This window comes from Variovorax sp. OV700 (assembly GCF_900099805.1).
Classification (GTDB): domain Bacteria; phylum Pseudomonadota; class Gammaproteobacteria; order Burkholderiales; family Burkholderiaceae_C; genus Variovorax.
On sequence record NZ_FNDR01000003.1, the window covers coordinates 574,508 to 595,771 of the forward strand.

The 21,264-nt window shown below is 63.8% G+C and carries 15 protein-coding genes; 8 read left to right on the plus strand and 7 right to left on the minus strand.

Translation table 11 applies throughout. The features are described 5' to 3' along the window. The first annotated feature begins 53 nt into the window (after positions 1–53). From BLR24_RS09675 to BLR24_RS09685, 3 genes are all read left to right on the plus strand, one after another. Positions 54–3,380, plus strand: coding sequence for a bifunctional diguanylate cyclase/phosphodiesterase (locus tag BLR24_RS09675; RefSeq protein WP_093016186.1), 3,327 nt, complete (start codon positions 54–56; stop codon positions 3,378–3,380). A 76-nt stretch (positions 3,381–3,456) separates the two neighbouring features. Next, positions 3,457–4,281, plus strand: coding sequence for a glycine-rich domain-containing protein (locus BLR24_RS09680; RefSeq protein ID WP_254787222.1), 825 nt, complete (start codon positions 3,457–3,459; stop codon positions 4,279–4,281). Positions 4,282–4,362: 81 nt separating this feature from the next. Then, positions 4,363–5,871, plus strand: coding sequence for a ComEC/Rec2 family competence protein (locus BLR24_RS09685; RefSeq protein WP_093016188.1), 1,509 nt, complete (start codon positions 4,363–4,365; stop codon positions 5,869–5,871). 311 nt (positions 5,872–6,182) lie between these two features. Here BLR24_RS09685 and BLR24_RS09690 read toward each other — a convergent pair whose 3' ends face one another. Further along, entirely contained in the window at positions 6,183–6,710 is a 528-nt protein-coding gene (locus BLR24_RS09690) for a hypothetical protein (protein WP_093016190.1), read from the minus strand. A gap of 210 nt (positions 6,711–6,920) precedes the next feature. Here BLR24_RS09690 and BLR24_RS09695 point away from each other — a divergent pair, with 210 nt between their 5' ends. Next, entirely contained in the window at positions 6,921–9,815 is a 2,895-nt protein-coding gene (locus tag BLR24_RS09695; protein ID WP_217636306.1) for a phage holin family protein, read from the plus strand. A 68-nt stretch (positions 9,816–9,883) separates the two neighbouring features. Then, the gene (locus tag BLR24_RS30890) at positions 9,884–10,750 is read left to right on the plus strand and encodes a CHAT domain-containing protein (protein ID WP_217636307.1); all 867 of its coding nucleotides are present in this window, start codon (positions 9,884–9,886) and stop codon (positions 10,748–10,750) included. 165 nt (positions 10,751–10,915) lie between these two features. On the opposite strand, the gene BLR24_RS09700 is transcribed toward BLR24_RS30890, so the two are convergent. Together BLR24_RS09700 and BLR24_RS09705 are read right to left on the minus strand one after the other, a co-directional pair. Further along, the gene (locus BLR24_RS09700) at positions 10,916–12,244 is read right to left on the minus strand and encodes a sulfatase family protein (protein ID WP_093016192.1); all 1,329 of its coding nucleotides are present in this window, start codon (positions 12,242–12,244) and stop codon (positions 10,916–10,918) included. Positions 12,245–12,258: 14 nt separating this feature from the next. After that, positions 12,259–13,251, minus strand: a complete 993-nt coding sequence (locus BLR24_RS09705; RefSeq protein ID WP_093016194.1) for a Bug family tripartite tricarboxylate transporter substrate binding protein — start codon at positions 13,249–13,251, stop codon at positions 12,259–12,261. A 197-nt stretch (positions 13,252–13,448) separates the two neighbouring features. Here BLR24_RS09705 and BLR24_RS09710 point away from each other — a divergent pair, with 197 nt between their 5' ends. Then, the gene (locus BLR24_RS09710) at positions 13,449–14,684 is read left to right on the plus strand and encodes a DUF418 domain-containing protein (RefSeq protein WP_093016196.1); all 1,236 of its coding nucleotides are present in this window, start codon (positions 13,449–13,451) and stop codon (positions 14,682–14,684) included. An 8-nt stretch (positions 14,685–14,692) separates the two neighbouring features. Here the strand turns inward: BLR24_RS09710 and BLR24_RS09715 are convergent, their stop codons facing one another. Genes BLR24_RS09715 through BLR24_RS09725 form a run of 3 tightly spaced genes read right to left on the minus strand, consistent with a single transcriptional unit; the run spans position 14,693 to position 19,088 of the window. Then, a complete protein-coding gene (locus BLR24_RS09715) occupies positions 14,693–15,787 on the minus strand; it encodes a mechanosensitive ion channel family protein (RefSeq protein WP_093016198.1) in 1,095 nt (364 codons plus the stop codon). Continuing rightward, on the minus strand, positions 15,784–18,027 hold the full coding sequence (locus tag BLR24_RS09720) for an FUSC family protein (protein WP_093016200.1): 2,244 nt from the start codon (positions 18,025–18,027) through the stop codon (positions 15,784–15,786). The genes BLR24_RS09715 and BLR24_RS09720 overlap by 4 nt, the downstream gene beginning before the upstream one ends. Then, the gene (locus BLR24_RS09725; RefSeq protein ID WP_093016202.1) at positions 18,027–19,088 is read right to left on the minus strand and encodes an inositol monophosphatase family protein; all 1,062 of its coding nucleotides are present in this window, start codon (positions 19,086–19,088) and stop codon (positions 18,027–18,029) included. The genes BLR24_RS09720 and BLR24_RS09725 overlap by 1 nt, the downstream gene beginning before the upstream one ends. 119 nt (positions 19,089–19,207) lie before the next feature. On the opposite strand from BLR24_RS09725, the gene BLR24_RS09730 reads away from it, so the two are divergent. Then, the gene (locus BLR24_RS09730; protein ID WP_093016204.1) at positions 19,208–19,966 is read left to right on the plus strand and encodes an RNA methyltransferase; all 759 of its coding nucleotides are present in this window, start codon (positions 19,208–19,210) and stop codon (positions 19,964–19,966) included. Positions 19,967–19,986: 20 nt separating this feature from the next. Continuing rightward, positions 19,987–20,778, plus strand: coding sequence for a serine O-acetyltransferase (cysE, locus tag BLR24_RS09735; protein WP_302848498.1), 792 nt, complete (start codon positions 19,987–19,989; stop codon positions 20,776–20,778). Positions 20,779–20,787: 9 nt separating this feature from the next. Here cysE and cadR read toward each other — a convergent pair whose 3' ends face one another. After that, positions 20,788–21,258: a Cd(II)/Pb(II)-responsive transcriptional regulator gene (gene cadR, locus BLR24_RS09740; RefSeq protein WP_093016208.1), complete on the minus strand. Its 471-nt coding sequence runs from the start codon at positions 21,256–21,258 to the stop codon at positions 20,788–20,790. Positions 21,259–21,264: the final 6 nt, after the last annotated feature.

A 21,264-nucleotide genomic window follows, 5' to 3' on the forward strand; every position in this document is an offset into this window, starting at 1 on the left:
GCATTGCAGCACCCAGAGCCAACCGGTCTGTGCAACGACGGGAGTCGAATCCAATGTCATTGTCCGTCTGGGTCAGGATTCGCTTGCCGCTGGTAATTTTCGTTGCCGGCGCGGCGCTAGCGATCGCCCTCGCCGTCTCCGCCCGCCAGGAGATCGGACGCAGTGCCCAGGCGCGCTTCGACGCAGCCGCCTTCGACCTGGCGCGAAAGGTCGAAGCCCGCTTCGACGACTACATTGCCGTGCTGATCGGCCTGCGTGCGCGATTCAACACCTCCGAGCCCGTTACGCGAAGCGACTTCACGGACTACGTCGCAGGGCTGAACCTGGCGAGCGCCTACCCCGGTTTCCAGGCCGTCAACTATGCGCCCCGCATTTTGGCCAACGACAAGCAGGCCTTCGAGCAACAGGTCCGCGGCGATGCCAGCCTTGCCGCTGGCGTTGCCTCCGCCTTTGCCATCAAGCCGCCCGGTGAGCGGGACACGTACTACCCGTTGGTTTACATCGAACCGCGGGCCGGGAACGAGAGGCTGATCGGCAATGACCTGGGCGCGATGCCCGACAGGGGAGACGCGCTCGAGCAGGGGCGCGACACCGGCGGGCTCGTCATGTCCGGCCGCAAGGTCCGCATCGCGGGCCGCGAGTCCGACATCGGATTGGCGATGCGGCTGCCGGTCTATCGCCCAAGACAACCGCTCGACACGCTCGAGCAGCGGCGCAGTGCCTATATCGGATCGGTGGGCGCGGGCTTCAGCATCGCAGGGATGCTGAGCGACGTGGTGGGCGCCCCTGCCGCAAGGACCTTCCGGTTGCGCCTGATCGACGCGGGGCCGGGCAAGGGAGCGATCGGGACACGCGTCGAGACGCGATTCGTAACGCCAACCTCATTCGGAGAGCGGCAATTGATGTTCGACAGCGGGGCCTTGGCGAAGCCCAGTGCTTCGGCCCCGGCGCACAGCCTCGAGCGCATGCTCGGCTTCGAGCTGGGCGGCCATTCCTGGCTCGTGGAGGTCGCCCAAGACGAAAACCAGGTCTTCGGCCCCCTCGACAGGGCCATTCCGTGGTTCATCGTCTTTGGCGGGCTGGCCACCAGCATGCTGCTTGCCGGCATCGTTTTTTCGTTGACCACCTCGCGCAGCCGAGCCCAGGTTCTGGCCAACAAGATGACCGTTCACCTGCGCACCAGCGAGCGGCAGTTGGAAGAGGCCCAGCACCTGGCAAGCCTGGGCAGCTGGATCCTCGATCCCCAAACCGGAGCCCTGCAATGCTCCGACGAAGCTCGGCGCATCCTGGGCTTTGAACCCGGCTCTTCGCAGCCGGACCTGCCCGCGCTGCTCTCGCGGGTTCCACCCGCGGAACGCGCCGCGGTCGAAGAGCAGATCGCACTGGCCTCGCAGTCCATGGAGCGCAGCGAATTCGAGCACCGCCTGTGCCTGCCCGATGGCACCGAACGCTGGCTCCACGTCATCGCGCAGTCGGCCGTGGAAGACGGAAAGACGCTGGTGCGCGGCACCGTGCGCGACGCTACGCGGCCGCGCAAGGATGCCTTGCGCCAGAAGCTCGAATACAAGATCGCCCGGCTGCTTGCCGGCGATGGCCGGGCCGAGACGGTCATCACACTCGCATTGGAAGCCGTATGCACCGACTTGCGCTGGGACTGCGGCGCCCTGTGGAGCGTCGGCGAGGACGGCTTGGTTCGCTGCACCGCCGCCTGGCATGCCAATGACATCCCCTTGGCAGTGCAGCAGTTCGTCTCTGACAGTCGTTTGCTCGAATACCCGGCTGACGAAGGCTCGCTGGGCCGCGCCTGGAAAACAGGCGGCATCGTCCAGATCGACGCGCAGGCGGCTCCGAAGAATTTTGCGCGCGATGTGAGCGCCAGGCAGGCCGGACTGACCATCGGCGTCATCGTGCCCATGGTCATCACCGGTTCGACCACGGCGCTGGAGCTCTTTGGCTCGAATCCGTACGTTGTCGAAGCCGAGACGCTGGAGTCGCTGCGAGTGATTGCCTTGCAGATCGCCCAGTACAAGCAACGCAAGCTGGCCGAGAGAAGTCTCCGCTTCATGGCCAGTCATGACGAACTGACCGGGCTGTTCAACCGCGCCGCGCTGCAACACGAGCTGGTTCGCGCCATCAAGCGCAGCAACCGTCACGAGAAGCAGTTTGCGGTGATATTCGTCGACCTGGATCGCTTCAAGCACATCAACGACACGCTGGGCCACGGCGTGGGCGACGAGATGATCAAGATCTGCGGCGAGCGCTTGACGGCGCTGCTGCGCGAGGCCGACGTCGTGGCGCGTTTTGGGGGCGACGAGTTCGTGCTGCTTCTGGAGAACCTGTCCAGCGCGAACGATGCCGCGGTGCTTGCCGAAAGAGTGCTCGCCTGCTGCGCCGAGCCTTTCATGATTGCGGGGCGCGAGCTGCACGTAACCGCCAGCGTTGGCGTGAGCGTCTACCCGGACAACGGCGGCGACGCCGAAGCGCTCTTGAAGAACGCCGACACCGCGATGTACCGCGCCAAGGAAAGAGGCCGCAACACCTACCGGTTCTACGCGGCGAAGATGAACGCGCAGAGTACCGAGCAGCTGATGATGGAAAGCGCGCTGCGCCATGCTCTGGAACGCGGCGAGCTGGAAATGCACTACCAGCCGAAGTTGGATCTTCAGACTCAACGCATCGTCGGTGTCGAGGCGCTGATGCGCTGGCACCACCCGGTCCTGGGCATGATTCCGCCGGTGCAGTTCATTCCGATTGCCGAAGAGATCGGCTTGATCGTGTCCCTGGGCAAGTGGGCGCTGGAGAAAGCCTGCGCCGATTCGCGTTCATGGCAGGAATTCGGCTTGCCGGACGTGTTGATGAGCGTCAACCTGTCGCCGCGCCAGTTCGAAAGCCGCACGCTCATTACCGACATTCGGTCCGTCCTGGAAAACTCGGGCTTGGACCCGTCGCTGCTGGAGCTGGAAATTACCGAGGGGGCGGTAATGGCCAACCCCGAGCGTGCGACCCAATTGCTCCGGACGATTCGAGAGATGGGCGTTGGACTTGCCATCGACGATTTTGGAACGGGCTATTCCTCGCTCTCTTATCTGAAGCACTTTCCGCTGTCGACGGTCAAGATCGACCGCTCCTTCATCAACGACCTTTCGCAGGACGCCGACGCACGCGCGCTCATCGACGGCATCATCACCCTGGCCCACGGGCTGCGAATGAAGGTGGTGGCCGAGGGCATCGAGACCACGGCCCAGTTCGACTATTTGCGCAGCCGCGGTTGCGACGAGGCCCAGGGCTACTGGCTCTGCAAGCCCGTGCCCGCCGACGAGGTGCGCAATTTCATGGCGCGTCATCTGCGCAACCAATTTGCTCCAACGGTGACTGCCTGACAAGCGAACCTTTGAAGCAATCGTTACCGGGCACGTTCGCTCGGACATTGCAGCAACTCCACAGGAGCATTCATTCATGACTCAATCGGCCCAACGCAAGACACTCGACCAAACCATCGCCGCCATCGAGGCGCTCGATCTCACGCCCATCAAGTTCAAGGCCTGCCGTAAAGAAGACGGCTACGGCTGGTCCCCAAGCTACGCGAATCAAATGGAAGTGGCCTACAAGCGCTACCTGATCCTGCACGCCAAGCACCCCGACCTGACGCTCGCTCCCGAGCAGGACGTCGACCGCTTCTGGCACATGCACATTCTGGACACGAGAAAGTACGCCGCTGACTGCGAAATCACCTTCGGCTATTTCTTGCATCACTTTCCGTACCTTGGCCTCCGCGGCGAGGACGATGCCAAGGCGCTGCAAGCTGCTTTTGAAGAGATGCAGCGGTTGACGGCTGAGGAGTTTGGCGAGGCTACGCCTGCGACGTCTCAACGTGGGGTCGGCAAGGATGCGGCCGCGTGGTGTTCGCTTGAGGCGGGCAAACCTGCGGCGGCTTGGTGCTCGCTGGAAGCGGGTAAACCGGCGGCTGCGTGGTGTTCGCTGGAGGCGGGCAAGCCAGCAGCTGCTTGGTGTTCGCTTGAGGTAGATAAACCAGCTGCCGCGTGGTGCTCGCTTGAGGCAGGCAAGCCAACTGCGGCCTGGTGCTCGCTTGAGGTGGACAAACCTGCAGCTGCTTGGTGTTCGCTTGAGGCCGGCAAACCTTCAGCTGCATGGTGCTCGCTCGAAGCAGGCAAACCGTCAGCCGCATGGTGTTCGCTGGAGGCGGGTGCTGCGGCAGGTCCCTCGATGAAGGCCGTCGCGTCTGGGCAGGAAGCTTCGCGCGCAGGTTCCAGCTTGTCGTGAACGGATGAAGCTTGGCGGAGGGACGAGGCCGTTGGTTGATACGCCTCGTCCCCCTCGCACCGAGAACGAGAGGGGCGAGGCATGGCACATCGATTCGTCAACTTGCGCGCGGACGGAAGTCCGATCCATCTCTTCGATGACAAGAAGAAAAAATTTCGCGAGGTGATCTGGGGTGACTACCTCAAGGTCAAGAAAGATCTAGGCGACGGATGGCTCGAGATCGACTGGGCCGCCCGCTCGCCCACCAAGCGGCGCACGCTCTACATCCGCAAGGAAGACACGGTTGCCCGCCGGCCGCTTGAAATCATCTTTGTCGACGTGGGGCAGGGCGATGGCGCCGTGCTGATCTCACCCGAGACCGACGACGAAGAGCGCATCGTGGTCATCGACGCCGGCGAGGGCGGCAACATGCGCGCCTTTCTCGCCGCAAGGTTCCAAACCTATCGCGGCTTCAACTTTGCGGCCGCCGTCATGACGCATCCGGACAGCGATCACTACCTCGGCTTCAAGGACGTCTTTGCCGACCCCGGCATCGGCTTTGGTGCGGTCTATCACAACGGGCTGGTCGAGCGGCCCGTTGCAGGAACCTGGGAGAAGCTGGGCGGCAAGCCCGTGAAGGAAGACGGCGCTTCCATTGCCTACATAGGCGATCTGGCAACCGACTACGCAACCGTCAAGACGATCTTCGAGAACGCCGGCACCGGCCATCTGTTTCCACAGGTCATGAAAGCCGCGCTCGACAACCCGAAGATCCACGACGTCCGCATGCTCTCGGCGCAGCACGCGACGATCGAAGACGGCGCTGCCTGGATGCCCGACTTCGCCCCGTCGGACGACCGCGGCTACACGATACGGGTGCTGGCCCCTGTCGTCGAAGAAGGCCCCGATGGCACCCCGGCGCTGCGGCAGCTGGGCTCGTACAGCGAAACCAAGAACGGCCATTCCGTCATCCTGCGGCTCCAGTACGGAAAGTTCAGCGTGCTGTTCGGCGGCGACCTGAACGAGGGCGCCGAAAAATTTCTGCTGCAGCACTACACCGGCGCGAGCAAGTTTCCGAAGACCGGCACCCCGGCCTACGACGACATGGTGACCAAGGCGCGCGACACCTTCAGGTCAGACGTCATGAAGTCGTGCCACCACGGCTCCGAGAAAGTCACCGATGCATTTCTGGATGCCGTCAACCCGGCCGCCTTCATCATCTCGTCGGGAGACGAAGAGGGCCACATCCACCCGAGGCCCGACCTGCTGGGCCGACTGGGACGCTTTGGCCGCGGCGGCGCACCGGTGATTCTTTCAACCGAGCTCCAGCGCTCCTCGCGGGCGATGGAAGACAAGAATGCGGTCGACAAGCTGCTGGCCGCCATCGACAAGCTGGCCGCGGGCACGCTCTCGCCCGACAAGATCACCCAGCTCAAGTCCGACGTGAAAGAGCTCGCGCGCAGCAACGTCGAGGTGTACGGCGCTATCTACCTGAAGACGGATGGCGAACGGCTGATCACGGCGTTTCGCATCGAAGCGAAGTCGGAGACTGAGAAGTGGTTTTATTTTCGGTATCGGTTTGAGGGGGATGTGCTTGTTCGCGAGGACTGAGAGGCAATGGGCATGTGCATCGAACAAGGCGGCGAAGGCCCCGGACCTGTTCTCTCATGCGCGCGATGCGCAGGGCCGCCATGCGGGCCTGGCCGTGTCATATGTCGATGCATGCGCATAGCTGGCGTCGAGGGGATGGCCTCGACGTTTCGGTATGCAACGTTACCTGCCGCTCGCGGTCGATTTGCTGTCAGGCAGATGTCGGCCACAAGCGGGCGATCGTAGGTGTCGGTTTTGAAGACCTCCGCAACCCCCGCCGACGATGGGCGCGAACCATAGGCTCCGGCAGTGTAGGCGGACCCAGATCCTATTCATCCTTGATCAAGCTCTGCCACCGCGGCAGCGACCCAGGGGATCTCGGTGCGCTTGCGCACATTAAAGCTGTATCCGCTGGTCGTGAACATGCCCTCCGGCACTGCGACGATTTTTCCCCATGTGGTGGGGCCTCCGTCGGCATTGTTCTGCTCTTTCGTGATCACTACCGTGGTGTCGTGATCGAAGAAAAACCTAATGAGAGCATCTCGCTCCATGGTCGGCCCCGATACGCCGAACAAGGCTTCATAGCGCTTGTCTCGCGCGAACCAGTGGCCACGTTGCAGGTCACCGCGCTTGCCGGTCGCGGCGATCTTGCGGAGGGCGTCTTCACTAATGCCTACGACTCGCCACGACACCGCGCAGGCCGCAATATTCTCGAAGGCGCCCTGTCGTGCCCACTTGCTGAAGGTGGGCGGAGCATTCTTCAGCAGCATATAGGCCTTGAAGATGAAATCAGCGGTGGCTTCGTCGGGCGCGTGCGGGCGATTGATCGCGTGAATAGCTTCAAAGTTCTCTGTATTCATCCAACGATTTTGCCAGCGTCAATCGTGAACCTCCATTTTTCAGTCCGAAGCCGCCATCCCTCAAGGGCTGCTACGCAGCGATTGCAGACCTCGATTGGGAGCAGGCGTTCGAGGGAGAGGTTGTGGCCTGGTCCTTGCTGCACGTTGATTTCTTTGAGAAACAAATGCTCAACGTCCGCTAAGCTCGCGCAGCAAAAAATGGAGGACTACATGAACGGAGTGGAAACGAGACAGGCTCACGTCGTCAAAGGCTTCGATCCCCGTTACCTGTTTTCTAAAGGATTCGACCTCGGATGTATTGACTTGATTCAAGGGGGCTCATTTCAAGAGGCCATTGGACGAACGGTGGTCGCATTGTTGATAGGGGCGATAGATAAGAAGACTGGAAAGCTTCCGTTCTCCGGTGTCTCCGTCATCTTGTCACCGGCCACGACGACTAGCTTGACGCCCGAGTCTGTGCTGCAGGCCATAGTGTCCGGCACTGAGGCACTCCGTGGTTCGGTGCCAGACCCCGAAGAACTTGAAGTCTTGAAGCGTCAATTGAGAGTGGTAAGTTGCCCCACGCTTGAAGTCGCTGACCTTACGGCAGCCGTCGTGCACGAAGGACAAAAGAGGCTCGTGGCTATTGCTGAGGCTAGCAAGTATCGAGACCCAACCATCATCTTTCCACCTGTCTTCGGACTATCGGCCGTCCGGACTTCAGAAGACCTGTGGGCGTCCCACGTGACTTCCCTATGCCGTCAGTGCGTATCTGCGGTCAAGACAACGAACGGGTACGCAGTAGTGCATGTTGCTGATATCCCGGCGGAACGACCAGACAACTTGGAGCAATTGCTCAGTGTCGACGACTGCTATGTTGGTTCTCTGCAATATGAGCATGACCCCGAAGAGGAAGTCAATCGGCGAGCACAGGCGTGGCTTTCCATGGCACTCCGAGGAGGCATTACTGAGGCGATTAAGGAGATTGGCGAACTACGACTGACTGAGGTTGCGCGACTACATATATTGGCGCAACTATTCCATCGGGCTGGCAGGGACGACGAAGCGCTGGACGTCATAGGGCAGATGCAGTCATCTCTCTCGTCCCTGACGCCCTCGCAGTTAGTTCAGGTTTCACGGATTGCTCACAAAGCTGGTGACGACTCCCGCGCACGCGCTTTACTGCCGAATGACGCTGACGGCATTGTTGAGGAGATCTGGCTGGAGGAAGGACTCGAGCTTGCGACTCATCTCGAAGACAACGTACGAATTGAGCGCTTTGATGCGCGTCTCACCCAGATTTATCCGAACTCAGTCCGTCTCAGGGAAAACCGCGACCGTCGCCTGTTGTTAAATTGCCAGCAGCCAAAGTCGGATGGGGGCAGCGTTTTCACGACAGCAGGATTTTCCGAGCATCATCTTGCGCTGTTGAGGGATGTGTCGGTCGCTGAGCCAAACTATGACCAAGCCATAGAGCAAGCTCGCGCATGGGGCACGGATTGGCTGGAGCTTGCATTGATTTGTTGTGCCATTCACGCGCGGAGCATTGGTCAATCACGAGATGCCGCCAATGCCGCAAGCCTAATCACAACTTCTGATCTGTATGGACGGCAGGCAACACAGATCGTGCTGTCGTCGGTGCGCGCCATGATGCTCAAAGAAGAGGTCGGTCGCGAAGAGCGTGACTACTACCGAGCACCTCTTCTGGCTTCAATCCGTTTCATGGCGCAGCACCCTGAGGACAGGGGGATACGCTCGGCGCTCTCGACGCTGCTCTCCGTGGAGTCTTGCGGCGATCTAGGCATTCCAATCATCGCGCTCACGATGCTCGATATAGCGGGTGAGGGGGTGAGACTTGCCTTGCCAGAAAAGGAAGCACCTGAATTCGGACTGAATGAGGCCGCTGACAACGTGGAAGTGGACGAGGATGCCATCGTGCAAGCTATCGAGCGAGGCTTGACGTGGCTGAACGTCCAGGGCGCCGCTGAATTTGGAGTAACCGTTCTCCCCGCCGAGTTGATGGGCCCCTATCCGGACCTTGTTGTCCAATACATTTCGCGCATCATCCTGCGTATTGGGGCACAGCAGGGCGAGGACGTCGACCTTGTCTACATGGAACGGATGGTTCTCTTGGCATGCGCGATGTGCCCATATGCGACCAAAGAGCGCAACGAGGATCTTCGGGTGATGCGTCTTTTGGCAAGCCACTGTGCGATAGCGGGCCAATTCCAACGAGCCCGAAACCTCGCCGAACAAGTGTTGTTGATGGGGCAGGGAAACGGATCTCGCCGGCGCTTGGCATGGCTCGCTTTCGCGGATGTGTACCACCGGTGTCGAAATCAAGTGGAGGCGCTAGTCGGCCTCGCATGCGCGCTGGCGACCGATGCTCCAGTCGAAAAGGCGGACCTGTGGCAAGAGGTCTATGCGGTTATCCGTATCCTGCGCGACCTGGGTCTGCACGAGCTTGCGCGCAAGTTTCTGCCGAAGTTGAAGGAGCTGTTATCGGATCTGGGGTTCGACCCGCTAACTGACCTGCGCATTGTCTCTACTGAACTGGGTTTGCGTTTATTGGTAGTCAAGGACACCGAGCCTGACGAAATCGCGACGCTGGTGGATGAATTGGCACGCGGCTGTGAGCTCGCCGCGAACAACCGGACGGAGCTCCTTCCTCTCGCAATTCTACTTGCTCAAATCGTTCGGAAGGCTGACGTCGCAGGTGTTCCCGTGGACATACAAACGCGCGACCTGCTGAGGAAGACATTCGGCCTAGTAGGCGAACAAGCATCGCAAATGGTGGAGACAGTCTCGTCCGTCACACCATCGGCTCTGGACGTAGCGGCGATGTTCAATATGGTGCAGCGAGCACTCTATGCCGCGGACGCTGCAGGCGATTACGCGGTGGTGGGGTTGGCCGCCCGCCGCCTCCTGGATGGTCATGCTCAACAAACGCCAACGGATGACGACAAAGCGCTCTCTGTCGAGCTTCTGGCGGATCACACCGTTTCAGTGTCCGGCGTGCCACCTGACATGGTGATCGACTGGCCCGTGCGCTATGCGCAGTCGCTCAACAAAGAAGGATTGAACGTCGCATTCTTAGGGGTAGATAACGCTGGAATTTGCACGTAATCTACGTCTCCGGGGGCAAAGCTCAGTCCATTAAACAGCCTCGACACGGGCAGTCCTTTCAGCAGAGGATGCTCGCATGGCTGGAGGACTACCCGCGGAACTACGGCTACATAGATGCGGCCCAAGGCAACAATGACTTCTTTACGACGATGGAGAAGCTGGACGTCCGCCTGCCCGCGCCAGACTCGCTTGTTGTGGTGGCAGAACCCTTGCTGCAGCAACTGACAATCAATCTCGTGCCGATCGAGCCACAGGACGGCGGTTTTAGCTATTTCCTCGGCACCCAAACCGCAGTCGGTATGGTTCCATCCCTTACTTGGCTTTCGATGACTAGAGCCCGCGAGCGCAAAGGCAATCACGCCTACAAAGCGTGGATATCTGCTCAGGACGACCCACAGGAGGCGGGCGCTCTGAATGTTGCGCTCGCAAGGCTTGGTGGGGCATTTGAGGAATTTGGGTTCACCGTCGACACAGGGCGGAGGCTCCCGCGCGATATGACCGATGCTGGCTTGGCGGTTGTTACGGCCCATGGTGGCCTAATGGCTGAGGGGCGGTACATACATAGCATTCGAGATGAAGGTACCCTCGTCGAAGCGCCTTCGGCGCTTGCAACCGCATTGGCTGGCATTGAGGTCGTGATTTTGTTTGTGTGCAGCGGTGGTCGAATCGACAAGCATCCCTGGGATAACAGAACGGTCGGTCTACCCAAGCAGCTCTTGGAAAAGGGAGCGCGTGCGGTCATCGCTTCACCTTGGCCGCTAGACGTAAAGGTGACCTATCGATGGCTTGGGCCATTTCTCCGTAATTGGGAAACCGGCTCGACAATTCTCCAAGCAACAAAAAAAGCTAACGAGGCAGTTGCGCAGGCCCTCGGCGATGGCCCACAGTATTCCCTGGCAATGACAGTCTACGGCGACGTCTTGCTGACCAAATAGGCCTGCGTTTCGCACTAAAATTTCCCCTCGGATTGAGCGCTGAACGACTGCTCTGCGGCGCGCCGCTTCAAGGTCTGCAACACAGTCTTGAGTAGCCGCTCGACGACGTCCTCCAATCAGTCGTTTTCGGAAGGCACGGCACGCATTCCCCACGCCGTCGCACCGCTATCTCTGCGGCATATCCCTAACCGAATACCCCAAACTAACCGTCGCATCCTCCGGAATCCCAGGCATCGTCGCATTCCACGCCGCCCACTCAGCCCGCATCGCAGCCAACCGCTCCGGCTCCTTCTTCCCCAGATTCGCCCGCTCGCGCTCATCGGCCGGAATGTTGAACAGGTATTCGTACCCGTCCACCTTCAGGTACTTCCAGTCCCCATCGCGCATCGCCTCTTGCCCGCGATGGTTCATGCGCCAGTGCAGCGGGCGGCGGAAGCTGTGCTTCGCATCCTTCAGCACGGGCATGAGCGACACGCCGTCGAGCGGGTAGGCCGCATCGGCCTTCACGCCGGCCGCGTCGAGCATGGTGGCGGACCAGTCCATGGTCATGCAGAGTTGCTTGCTCTCGCCGCCCTTGGCAATCACCGCGGGCCAGTGCGCGATCCATGGCACGCGGATGCCGCCTTCGGTCAGGTCCATCTTGCCGCCGACCAGCGGCCAGTTGTCGGAGAAGCGTTCGCCGCCGTTGTCGCTGGTAAACACCACCAGCGTGTTGTCGGCCATGCCGTGCTTTTGCAGCGCGGCCATGATCCAGCCGATGCCTTCGTCCATGTGATGGATCATGCGGCGGTACACATGAATGTTGCCGCTGGCCAGGTCGAAGAGGTTGTCTTTCACGGTCGGCGCCTTCTCGACGTCGTCGCGGGTTTCCCAGGGCCAGTGGGGGGCGGTGTAGTGCAGGCTGAGGAAGAAGGGGGCTTCCTCTTGTTTCTGTTTTACGGCCATGCGCTCTACGTAGTCCACGGCGCGTTTGGAGAGGATGTCGGTGAGGTAGCCCTCTTCCTTCTTGTCCTCTTCGCCAAGCCACAGGTCGTGGCCGCCGGTGGAGTCGCAGTGGGTAAAGTAGTCGACACCGCCCGACATAGGCCCGAAGAATTCGTCGTACCCCGAGCGCAGCGGACCGAAGCTGGGCGGGTAGCCCAGGTGCCATTTGCCGATGAGCGCGGTCTGGTAGCCGCTGGCCTTCAGCAATGATGGCAGGGTGGGGTGGTCGGTCGGCAGGCCGAGCGTGGTGCTGCCGCGGCTGCTGCTCCTGATGGGCTCCTCGGCCGCGCCGCGCAGGCGGTATTGGTAGCGCGCGGTGATCATCGCAAAGCGCGTGGGTGAGCACACGGGCGAATTCGAATAGCCCTGCGTGAGCTTCAAACCGTTGGCGGCCAGGCCGTCGAGCACGGGCGACACTGGGCCGAAGGCGGCATCGCGGCCGCCGTAGCAGCCCAGGTCGGCATAGCCGAGGTCGTCGGCCACAATGAAGATGATGTTGGGTCTGGTCATGTGTCTGGAAAGGTTCAGGGCTGGTAGCCGGACTTCTGCACGACGGGGGCCCACTGCGCACGGTAGGCCTTGAGCATTGCCACCGTCTGCGCCTGCGTGCTCACCACCGGCGTCATGCCCGCGTCCTTGAACTTGCGCTGCGTGTCGGGGTCTTGCATGACTTCGCGGATCAGGTTGGACAGTCGTTCGGCCTTCTCCTTGGGCATGCTGGCGGGCGCGAAGAAGGTGTTCCAGCCGGTGGCGGCCAGGTCGAGGCCGGCTTCCTTGAAGGTCGGAATGTTCGGCGCAAAGGGCGAGCGCTTGGCGCCGGAGATTGCAAGGATGCGCAGCTTGCCCGCGTTGTGCTGCGGCAGCACAACGTCTTCGGTGTCGATGGAAATCGGCACCTGGCCGCCGATCAGGTCGTTCAGCAGCGGGGCCGAGCCGCGGTAGCCGATGATCTGCGTCTGCACCTTGGCCTTCTCGCCCACCATGAGGCCGAAGAAGTGCGGCAGGCTGCCCGTGGCGGGCACGCCCACGTTGGCCTGGTTCGGATTGGCGCGCATCCACGCCAGCAAGTGGTTCAGCTCGCGCACGGGCAGTGCGGGCGAGACCGAAAGCGCAAAGTCGTAGGCGTTGACGTGCGACACGGGCACGAAGTCGCGCTCGGGGTCGTAGTTGTTGTCCTTGAAGACAAGCGGCGCCACCACCATCACGGCGGGGTTGGCGAGCATCAGCACGTTCTGGCCGGCGGGTGCGGTCTTGACCTGCTGCGCCGCCAGGCGGCCGCCCGCGCCGGGCTTGTTGTCGACAACCACCGGCACGCCCAAGCGTGCGCCGAGCTTGTCGCCAACGATGCGCGCCACGCGGTCGGTGGCGCCGCCGGGCGCATAGCCGACCACGATGTGCAGCGGGCTGTCCAGCGTCTGCGCCCCCGCGGTGGTGGCCATGGCGGCGATGGACACCATGAAACCGGCTGCGGCAAGCAGCGTGGCCAGGCGGCGGGTGATGGGGGTGTTCTTCAGCATGATGGGGTTGCTCCTCGTTCGGTCATTCGTCGATCCGTTCATTCGTTGGTTGGTTCGATCGATCGTTCGTTCGTTCAATCGTTGGCCCGGACCCAGTGTGCCCTGCACCTGCTTTGCCGGTCGGCGTTCGATCCCGAACGACTGTAGAGACGCTACAGTCGATTGATCTAATCAACCATCCCCCGGAATAACCCCCAATGACCGCGCCGCACCGCGCCTTGGACCACCCTTCCGCACCGGACCCGGGCAGTGCAACGGACGAGCGCCAGCAGATGGTCGATGCGCTGCGCGGCTTCGCGCTGATGGGCATCCTGGTGGTCAACATCGCGAGCTTCGCTTCGACCTACTACGCGCTGGGCATTCCCGATCCGCTGGGCATGTCGCTGCCCGACCACATCGCCTCGTTCGTCCGGGCCTTTGCGTTCGAGACCAAGTTCTACCTGCTGTTCTCGTTCCTGTTCGGCTACAGCTTCACCCTGCAGATGCGGGCGGCGGAGCGCGACGGCAAACCCTTCGTGCCCCGCATGGTGCGGCGGCACCTCGGGCTGTGGATCATCGGCGTGGCGCATGCCGTGCTGCTCTATTACGGCGACATCCTCATGGCATACGCGGTGCTGGGCGCGGTGCTGCTCATGCTGCGGCGGCGCGGCGATGTGTTTCTGGCGTGCGCGGCCATCGGGCTGGTGCTGCTCACTTCGCTGTTGTGGGCCCGCCTCGGCAGCATGTATTCGCAACTGGACATGCAGATGGCCGTGCAGGCGGCCTACGGAGAGGCCGCCGCGGCACTGGCCGCCTACCGCGCCACGCCGGCCATGGTGGCGGTGCAGCATGTGCGCGACCTTTCGCAGACCTGGTGGATGACGGCGCTGGTGCAGGCGCCGGAGGCGCTGGCCATGTTCTTCCTGGGGTTCATTGCCGGCCGGCGCGGGCTTCTTGCGCACATCGAAGCGCATCGCACCCTGCTGTGGCGGGTGCTGTGTTGGGGTCTGGCCATCGGCTTGCCGGGTGCGCTGGCCTATGCGCTTCCAACCCTTCGGCTGAACGCGGTGCGCGAGGTCCAGGGCCTCGCGGTCACGCTGCTGACGGCGCCGTTCCTGGCGGCCGCATACGCGGCCGGCATGCTGCTCGTGTTCCAGAGCGGGCGCGGCCGCGTGCTGGCGCGGGTGCTTGCGCCGGCAGGCCGCATGGCGCTGTCGAACTACCTGCTGCAATCACTGGTGTGCGCGTGGCTCTTTCTCGCCTACGGTCTGCGGTGGATCGGCACCATGGGGCCGCTGGCCACTTTCGGCGTCGCGCTGGCGATCTTCGCGGGCAACCTGCTGCTCAGCGGGTGGTGGATGCGCCGCTTTGCCTACGGTCCGGTGGAGTGGCTGCTGCGGGCGTTCACCTACCTCCAGCTTCCGCCGCTGCGCCGAAGCCTCCGCGCAGGCTAGCGCGGCAGTTAATGGGGAGGCGCGGCTTCCTGACCCAGCGGGTGGTCTGCGCGCGCGGCCTGCATCGCGTCGCCCTCGATGCGCATCTTGGGCAAGAACTGCGGGTACTCCCGCTGCATGAAGTCGATGAGCCCTTCGCGCACCTTGCAGCGCAGCTCGAAGGCGAGGCTCGAATTGCTCGCGGTGCAAAGCACGCGGATCTGCATGGTGCGCTCGGTGGCGTCAGTCACCTGCAGATTGAAGAAGCGGCCGTCCCACTCGGGTGCGCCCTTCACGATGCGCTCGACCTCTGCGCGCAGCGGGGCCACCGGCATGCCGTAGTCAACGTAGATGAAGACCGCGCCAAGCAACTGTGACGACTGGCGCGTCCAGTTCTGGAACGGCTTCTCGATGAAATAGCTGAGCGGCAGAATCAGCCGCCGGTCGTCCCAGATCCTCACGACCACGAAGGTGCCGGTGATCTCCTCGACGCGGCCCCATTCGCCCTCGACGACCAGCACGTCGTCCATGCGGATGGGCTGGGCCAGCGCAATCTGCAAGCCGGCAATCAGGTTGCTGAACACCGGCTTGGCCGCCAGGCCCGCCACGATGCCGATCACGCCTGCCGAGGCCAGCAGGCTGGCACCGACCTGACGCGCGCCCGGAAAAGTCATGAGCATCATCGCGCCGCCAGCCACCAGCACCATCGACATGGCGGTGCGCGCAAGCACGCGCGTCTGCGTGAGCACGCGGCGCGCATGCAGGTTGTCTTCAACGTCGTGCGGGTGCTGCGCCAGCACGCCGTCGGCGAATCCGCTGATGGCCTTGACGGCAAGCCATGTGGTGGCGGCAATCAGCAGCAGGCCGTTGAAATGCCGCACGCTGCCAATGAAGCGCAGGTTGTCTGGCGCAGCCTGAAACACCAGCAGCAGCGCGACCAGCGGCAGCACCAGTCGCGCCACTGCCTTGCAGTTGACCACCATCGCATGAAGCGCCGGCGTCGGGCGCGTGACCCGCAACAGCACGAGGCCGCCCACGCGGTGGATCAAGAGGGCGACCGGAACGCCGACAAAGGCTGCGAGCCAGGTGCCGAACCAGGGGTGGGCAAGGATCTCTTGAGTCATTGGACAGTGGCGGTCGTCGTGGTCTGTGTCTCGTTCAGAGGTTGAAGAATGCGCGCCGCGTCGTCGCGCAGCTGCGTGGCAAGCGCCGTGGCCAGGTCGAGGCGGCGCAGCAGCCAGGGGCTGATGTCGTTGTCGAACGGGTCGGGCAGGGGAATCGGCCCGCCCACCGTGGTGGAGGCGGAGCTTTCGGGAAGCGATGGGCCGGTGATCGGGGCGGTGCCGATGGCGGCGTCGATGCGCTGCGCCGTGCGCGCGAGCGGGCCTTCGATATCGGCCGGCGTGAGCCGGTCGCGCCGCAGCACGAGCATCGACTTGACTGCGCTCAGCTGCGCCAGCAACTGATAGCTGTGCGCTTGCAGGTGCTCAAGAGGCTCGAGCGGCGGCTGCACCGCGCGCGGCTCGGACAGCGAGCGCTGCGTGGCCTGCACCAGCGCCGAGAGGCTGTCGTAGGCCTCGCGGCGCGCAAGCCGCCATTCGAGTTCGGGGCTGCTGTCGACTGCCTGCAGCTGGCCCAGGCCGAGTGCCAGGCGTGCATGGCGCGCCTGGGCGGTGAGCGTGCGCGCCACCAGCGCCGGAATCTGCCCACGCTCCCACGAGGGCAGCACATAGCAGAAGCCCCATGCCAGCGCGGCGCCGATCAGCGTGTCGGCAATGCGTTCGAACAGCGCGAAGATGGGCGCGGCGCCGGTGTTGAGCATGTGCGCCTGCACCAAGCCCAGCACCGTGGCCGCCACCGCCGTGATGAGATAGCGCCGCACCGCAAAGCTGTGTGCAATGGCTTGCGACACCGTGACGATGACCAGCAGCAGCAAGGGCGACGGATGCGCGGAGAGCAGCCCCACCGCCAGCACGCTGCCCAGCAGCGTGCCGGCCACGCGGCTGTTGCGCCGCTCCAGCGTTTGCGAGAGGCTGCCGCGCAGCACCACCACGATGGTCAGCAGAATCCAGTAGTCGTGCGATCCCCAGGGCAGCGACACCGCAATGGCGTAACCGGCCGCAATGGCCAGCGCCGCGCGAATGGCGTGGCGCAGCGGCGGTGCGTCCCAGCGCCACAGCGTGAGAAAGGGCCGCAGCGACCAATCGGTGGGGCTCACGAACATCTGCCAGTTGGCGCGCACCACGGCAAGGTTGGGCTCGGCGTCGCCGCGCGCCATGGCCGACAGGCGCAGCACCTCGTCGTTGATGTGGCCGATGCGGCTGGCAAGGCCGCGCGCGAGCATGGCGGCATTCGGGCCGGGCAAACCATGGCCCCCGCCATCGTCCTCGCCGGAAAGATGGATCGACGCGAGCCGCGGCCGCCGGTCGGCCACTGCTTCGGGCTGGCGGCCCATCAGCAGCGCATCGCCGAGCGCGGTGGTTTCGTCGGCCAGTTCTTCGAGCACGCGGCGCATTTCGATCAGCGCCTCGGCATGCGCGGGATGGCTCTTGAGCGCGTCCAGGTCGAGCTCGCTCGCGAGCAGCTGGTCGCGCATCTCGAGCACGATCACCAGCATGGCCGCCAGCCGCTGCCGGCGTGGCGTGCGCGGCGACTCCAGCACGATGTCGCGCGTGGCCTGCAGCTGGTCGGCCAGCGCGGCCTGTTCGCGCAACAGCTGGCCCAGCAATGGCGCGGGGGTTTCGCGGATGTCGCTGGTGTCGTCGAGCGGGGTGAACTGGCCGGCCTCGGTGCGCATCAGCGCGGCCAGCGAATAAAGAACGTCCGAGACCGACTGCACCCGAAAGCGCGTGTTGAGCGCATGGTTGGCCAGCGTGGCCCAGATCACGTAGAGCCCCGCGCCCAGGCCGAAGTGCCAGGTGCGTTCGAGCGCCTCGGCCATGCCGCTGGGCGCGGGCGTGGCCATCGAGAAAATCATCGAGAACATCACCGCGATGGCAATCGGGATGCCTCGCTTGCCCCATGCCATGGCCAGGAAGGCGATGAAGGTGGCGGGCACCAGCACCAGGCCGAGGCGGATGGGCGCGGTGTGCAGCAGCTGCACCAAAAAGAAGAGCGGCAGCCCGATCAGCGGCGCCGGCAGCATCTGGAAGAACTTGCCGCGGCGCGGGCCGGGCAGGTCCGGCGGGGCCGTGACAATCACGCCCACCGCGGCCGACGCCGCCGCAATGGCGCCGAGCCATAGGTGCGCGCCGGCCGAGATGACCAGCAGGCCGAGCGCGACGGTGAGCCCGCTGGCGACGTATTGGCTCAGCGCGATGCGCAGCGCCGCACGGAGCCTGAGGGCGGCACGTGGCCCCTGCATCACTTGGCGGAGGTGTCGCCTTCGGAAGGGCTGCCGTCGGCAGGCGCGTCGCGGCGAATGCGCGTGAGCTTGCGCGACACCGGGGCCGCAGGTGCGGCGGCCGGCGCGGGCGCTTCGCCGTCGAGCGGGGCTGCCGTCAGCTCGGTGACGGTGCTGCGGGCATACAGGTCGACCGATTCATCGGCACCGGGCCGCGCGGCGGCCGAGACGGCGCGCACGCGGTCGCTGGCGCGCATCTTGTCGTCGATGCCGGCAAACTTGGAGTACTTGGCGAGCAGGGGCACCATCTGGCCATAGATGCGCGGCGCGCCGGCCAGGCATTCGCGCTGTTCGAGAAAGTCGGGCTCGCCCGTGAAGTTGCCGATCAGGCCGCCGGCCTCGGTCACCAGCAGCGAACCCGCGGCCACGTCCCAGGGGTTGAGGCCGGTCTCGAAGAAGGCATCGGTAAAGCCGGCCGCCACGTAGGCCAGGTCGAGCGCGGCCGCGCCAGGGCGGCGCAGGCCGGCCATGCGGGGCATCATGTCGGCCATGATGGCCAGGTACTGCTTGAAGTTGTCACCACTGCGAAACGGGAAGCCGGTGGACACCAGGCATTCGCTGAGCTTGGTGCGCTTGGAAACGCGGATGCGGCGCTCATTCATGAAGGCGCCGCGGCCCTTGGTGGCGGTGAAGAGGTCGTTGCGGCTCGGGTCGTAGATGACCGCTTGCTCGATCTTGCCGCGCACCGACAGCGCGATGGAAACGCAGTAGACCGGAAAGCCGTGGATGAAGTTGGTGGTGCCGTCGAGCGGATCGATGATCCAGACGTAGTCCGAATCCTTGGCGCCATGCTGGGTGCCCGATTCTTCGGCCAGGATGCCGTGCCCCGGATACGCGCCAAGCAGCGTTTCGATGATGACCTGCTCGCTGGCGTGATCGACTTCGGTGACGAAGTCGTTGACCTGCTTTTGCGAGATGCGCACGGCCTCGACGTCGAGGGCGGCGCGGTTGATGATCGCGCCGGCGGCGCGTGCGGCCTTGACGGCCACATTGAGCATGGGATGCAGGTTGGGGGACGACATTGGATTGTGAGAAGAACGGCGGAAGGAGCGGCTGGCGCCCCGATGAGCGGCCCGGCGATGCGGGCGGCGAGAATCGGACATTTTACCGGCTCCGCCCGTTTTGTGTCTCCAAACCCTCCATGCGCACCCGATTTATCCTGATCCAGACCAGCCATGCCGGCAATGTGGGCGCCGCCGCCCGCGCCATGAAGACCATGGGTTTCGACGACCTGGTGCTGGTGGCGCCACGGTGGGCCAACGTGCTGCGGCGGGAAGAAACCATCCAGCGCGCGAGCGGTGCGCTGGACGTTCTGAACAACGCCCGCATCGTTGAAACGCTGGACGAGGCGCTCGACGGCGTGACCCACCTGTGCGCCACCGCCATGATCCCGCGCGACTTCGGCCCGCCCACGCGCACCCCGCGCGAGCACCTGGAGCCGCTCGTGAAGCAGGGCGACCAGCATGTGGCCTTCCTGTTCGGCTCCGAGCGTTTCGGCATGCGCAACGAAGACGTCTACCGCTGCAACGTGGCCCTGAGCATTCCCACGGATCCGAAGTTCGGCTCCCTGAACCTCGGCGCCGCCATCCAGGTGGTTGCCTACGAATGGCGGCTGGCCCTGGGGGGCTACGAGGTGCGCGACGCCACGGCGCCGGTGCAGGCGGCCGATGCGAAGGCGGTGGCCGGCATGCTCGATCATTGGGAACGGTCGCTGGTGGAGATCGGTTTTCTCGACCCGCAGGCGCCCAAGAAGCTGATGCCCCGGCTGCAGCAGCTTTTCAACCGCGCCCAGCCCACGCCGGAGGAAATTCACATCCTCCGCGGCATCGCCAAGGCCATGGCCGACGCCGCGCGCGAGCCTAAAACCCCATCGCCCGTACGCGAAGACCCTGCGCTTTAGACTGCCCGGCCCCTATCGATATAACGACAACAAAGGCAGCGATGTTTTCTCGAATGCGCGCCGACATCCGGTGCATCCTCGAACGCGACCCGGCCGCCCGCAGCGCCTGGGAAGTGATCACGGTCTACCCCGGCTTCCATGCCGTGGTGCTGCACCGCTGGGCGCACGCATGTTGGATGCACGGTTTCAAGTGGCCGGCACGCGCCATCGCGCACTGGGCCCGCTGGCTCACCGGCATCGAGATCCATCCCGCGGCCAAGCTCGGTGAGCGGGTGTTCTTCGACCATGCCATGGGCGTGGTGGTGGGCGAAACCGCCGAGATCGGCGACGGCTGCACCATCTACCAGGGCGTGACGCTCGGCGGCACCTCGCTCTACAAGGGCACCAAGCGGCACCCGACGCTGGGGCGCAACGTGGTGGTGAGCGCGGGGGCCAAGGTGCTGGGCGGGTTTCTCGTCGGCGATGGCGCCAAGATCGGCAGCAACGCGGTGGTCATCAAGCCGGTGCCGGCAGGGGCAACCGCGGTGGGCATTCCCGCACGCATCATCCCGTCGAAGGCCGGCGAGAGCGCCGATGTGGCCGCGCCGCAGAAGTTCTCCGCCTACGGCATCACGCAGGACGACGACCCGTTGAGCCAGGCCATGCGCGGCCTCGTCGACAGTGCCGCGAGCCAGGAACACCAGATCGCCCTGCTGTGGCAGGCCATCGAGAAGCTGTCTGCGCATCCCGGTACCAAGGACTGCGTGCCCTGCGATGCGGCGCTTGACGAGAGCTTCGAGGCGGAGAAGCTCACGCAGCTCATCGGCAAGTAGCGGGGCCTTTCAGGGCGATCGTTTCGCGGCCGCATGCAGCGAGCCATGAACATGGCCTGCGTGCTGTCCGAAGGGTTCGGTCGCCGGCGCGGCAGTGTCGAGCTCTTGCAGGATGCCGCAGTTCTGCGCCGATTGAGGGGCGCCGCATTGCAGGCGCAGGGCCTTCAGCTGCTTCTCCAGTGTCTTGAGTTCGGAAATGCGCGCAGCCACGTGGCCGATGTGGTCGTCCAGCAGCTGGTTGACCTCGCCGCAGTCTTCGCCGGGCGCATCGCGAAAGCGCAGCAGGCTGCGGATTTCATCGAGGGTCATGTCCAGCGAACGGCAGCGGCGGATAAAGCCCAGCCGCTGCGCATGCTCGTCGTCGTAGATGCGGTAGTTGCCTTCGGTGCGCGCCGGCTCGGGCAGCAGCTGCTCGCGCTCGTAGTACCGGATGGTTTCGACCGGCGTGTTCGCGACCTTGGCCAGTTCTCCGATTTTCATGATGCG

Coding starts and splice junctions, on each gene's coding strand:
- BLR24_RS09675 (WP_093016186.1), top strand. CDS start 54: ATGTCATTGTCCGTCTGGGTCAGGATTCGCTTGCCGCTGGTAATTTTC.
- BLR24_RS09680 (WP_254787222.1), top strand. CDS start 3,457: ATGACTCAATCGGCCCAACGCAAGACACTCGACCAAACCATCGCCGCC.
- BLR24_RS09685 (WP_093016188.1), top strand. CDS start 4,363: ATGGCACATCGATTCGTCAACTTGCGCGCGGACGGAAGTCCGATCCAT.
- BLR24_RS09690 (WP_093016190.1), bottom strand. CDS start 6,710: ATGAATACAGAGAACTTTGAAGCTATTCACGCGATCAATCGCCCGCAC.
- BLR24_RS09695 (WP_217636306.1), top strand. CDS start 6,921: ATGAACGGAGTGGAAACGAGACAGGCTCACGTCGTCAAAGGCTTCGAT.
- BLR24_RS30890 (WP_217636307.1), top strand. CDS start 9,884: ATGCTCGCATGGCTGGAGGACTACCCGCGGAACTACGGCTACATAGAT.
- BLR24_RS09700 (WP_093016192.1), bottom strand. CDS start 12,244: ATGACCAGACCCAACATCATCTTCATTGTGGCCGACGACCTCGGCTAT.
- BLR24_RS09705 (WP_093016194.1), bottom strand. CDS start 13,251: ATGCTGAAGAACACCCCCATCACCCGCCGCCTGGCCACGCTGCTTGCC.
- BLR24_RS09710 (WP_093016196.1), top strand. CDS start 13,449: ATGACCGCGCCGCACCGCGCCTTGGACCACCCTTCCGCACCGGACCCG.
- BLR24_RS09715 (WP_093016198.1), bottom strand. CDS start 15,787: ATGACTCAAGAGATCCTTGCCCACCCCTGGTTCGGCACCTGGCTCGCA.
- BLR24_RS09720 (WP_093016200.1), bottom strand. CDS start 18,027: ATGCAGGGGCCACGTGCCGCCCTCAGGCTCCGTGCGGCGCTGCGCATC.
- BLR24_RS09725 (WP_093016202.1), bottom strand. CDS start 19,088: ATGTCGTCCCCCAACCTGCATCCCATGCTCAATGTGGCCGTCAAGGCC.
- BLR24_RS09730 (WP_093016204.1), top strand. CDS start 19,208: ATGCGCACCCGATTTATCCTGATCCAGACCAGCCATGCCGGCAATGTG.
- cadR (WP_093016208.1), bottom strand. CDS start 21,258: ATGAAAATCGGAGAACTGGCCAAGGTCGCGAACACGCCGGTCGAAACC.